A 1871-nucleotide genomic window follows, 5' to 3' on the forward strand; every position below is an offset into this window, starting at 1 on the left:
GGAAACTCAAATCAAGAAAATGACGGTGGGCCAGCCGGTTGACATAAAAGTCGACGCCTATCCCGGCAAGGTGTTCAAAGGACATATCGACAGCCTGCAACCCGGCACGGGTTCGGTCTTCAGCCTGCTTCCTCCGGAGAATGCCACTGGTAATTTTATCAAAGTGGTACAACGTATCCCGGTGAAAATCGTTATTGATAATCCTTTTGACCCGGATCATCCCTTATGGCCCGGCATGTCCGTTGTTCCCGACGTAGATGTGAGCCGTCCAACCGGGTCCAAACTCTCCCCCAAATAGAGGTCCTGTGGACGAACAACACGAAGGTGCAGTTAACAAGTGGATGATCGCCATAACGGTGATGACCGGAACTATTATGGCGGCCATGGACTGCAGCATCGTTAATGTCGCCCTTCCCCACATAAGGGCCTCTGTCAGCGCCTCCGTCGAGGAGATATCGTGGGTGGCGACTGGTTATATTCTCTCCAGCGTCATCATCATGCCCATTGTGGCCATGCTCAGTTCCCGGTTAGGACGTAAGCGTTTCCTGAACATTTCCGTATTGCTTTTTACCATTTCCTCCATGCTTTGTGGACTGGCCTGGAATTTGAACTCCTTAGTATTCTTTCGTCTTATTCAGGGAATAGGCGGCGGCGCCCTCATACCTACGTCCATGGCCGTCTTGAGGGAAACCTTTCCCCCCGAAGAGCAGGCCAAGGCCATGGGCGTTTATGGGTTTGGGGTTATGTTGGGTCCGGCATTGGCCCCAACCCTCGGAGGATGGATTACCGATAATTATTCCTGGCCCTGGGTCTTTTATATCAATGTTCCTATCGGAATCATCAACATCCTTTTAGTCATGCGGTACATAAAAGATCCGCCATATCTGGTCCAGGAAAAAGGGAAGATGGATTTCCCCGGCTTGCTGTTCATGGCCTTCGGCCTTGGAGCCTTTCAGATTTTTTTGGAAAAAGGCAATCTGGAAAATTGGTTTTCATCAAATTTAATTAAATATCTGGCCTTGACCTCCATTATAGGTTTTCTGCTGTTTATCTGGCGGGAATTGACTACCGATAAACCGGCGGTTAATCTGCGAATCCTGAAGGATATCAATTTCAGCACAGGAACTTTTCTCGGTGGTCTCCTCGGCATGGGGCTCATGGGGGGTCTTTTCACCCTCCCCCTCTTTTTGCAGCAACTTCTGAATTATCCGGCTTTCAATTCAGGTCTGATGGTCTTGCCGAGGAGCATTGCCATGCTCATCGCTATGCCTATTGGCGGCAGGCTTTATAACAAGACGGGGCCTAGATGGTTGATAGGGACGGGGCTTTTTATGACCGGTGTTTCATTCTATCAATTTTCGCGCCTCTCCCTCTCCGTCGGATATTGGGATATATTTTTCCCCCAGTTTCTACAGGGAAGCGGATTCGGGCTCATATTCACCTCGTTAAGCACCGCGGCTTTATCTACTATCGAAAAACCGCTCTTGCCTGCTGCGACCGGGCTTTACACGGTCATCCGGCAGGTATTTGGCAGCATCGGCATCGCCGTAGCCGCGACCCTGCTGAGCCGGGGAGAAACCTGGTATAGGGCGGTGCTGGTCGAGAAGATAAATGTTTATAGAGATAGTACTTCCGAATTATTGTTAAAATTCTCATCCTATTTTTATGCTCAAGGCTTTGACCAACTGGGTGCGGATAATAGGGCGCTTAAGGCTATTGGGGGAATCGTTGTGAGGCAGGCGAGTATGCTTTCCTTTAACCATATTTACTTCCTGGTTTCCATACTTTTTTTTGTCTCCGTTCCTCTGGCCCTGTTCATTAAAGATGACCGGTTGTCATCCTTTAAGTAATGTTTTTAAGGGACATCGGCC

2 protein-coding genes are annotated in these 1871 nt (G+C 49.2%); both read left to right on the forward strand.

All coding sequences use genetic code 11. From position 1 onward, the window contains the following. A partial coding sequence (locus ACYC56_RS14435; RefSeq protein ID WP_461374871.1) for an HlyD family secretion protein occupies positions 1-298 on the forward strand: 298 nt, incomplete at its 5' end. 7 nt (positions 299-305) lie between these two features. Further along, positions 306-1850 carry a DHA2 family efflux MFS transporter permease subunit gene (locus tag ACYC56_RS14440; RefSeq protein ID WP_461374872.1) on the forward strand — a complete coding sequence of 515 codons (1545 nt, stop codon included), beginning with the start codon at positions 306-308 and terminating at the stop codon, positions 1848-1850. The last annotated feature ends 21 nt before the right edge of the window (positions 1851-1871 follow it).

The sequence above is a fragment of the Candidatus Aquicultor sp. genome (genome assembly GCF_054640775.1).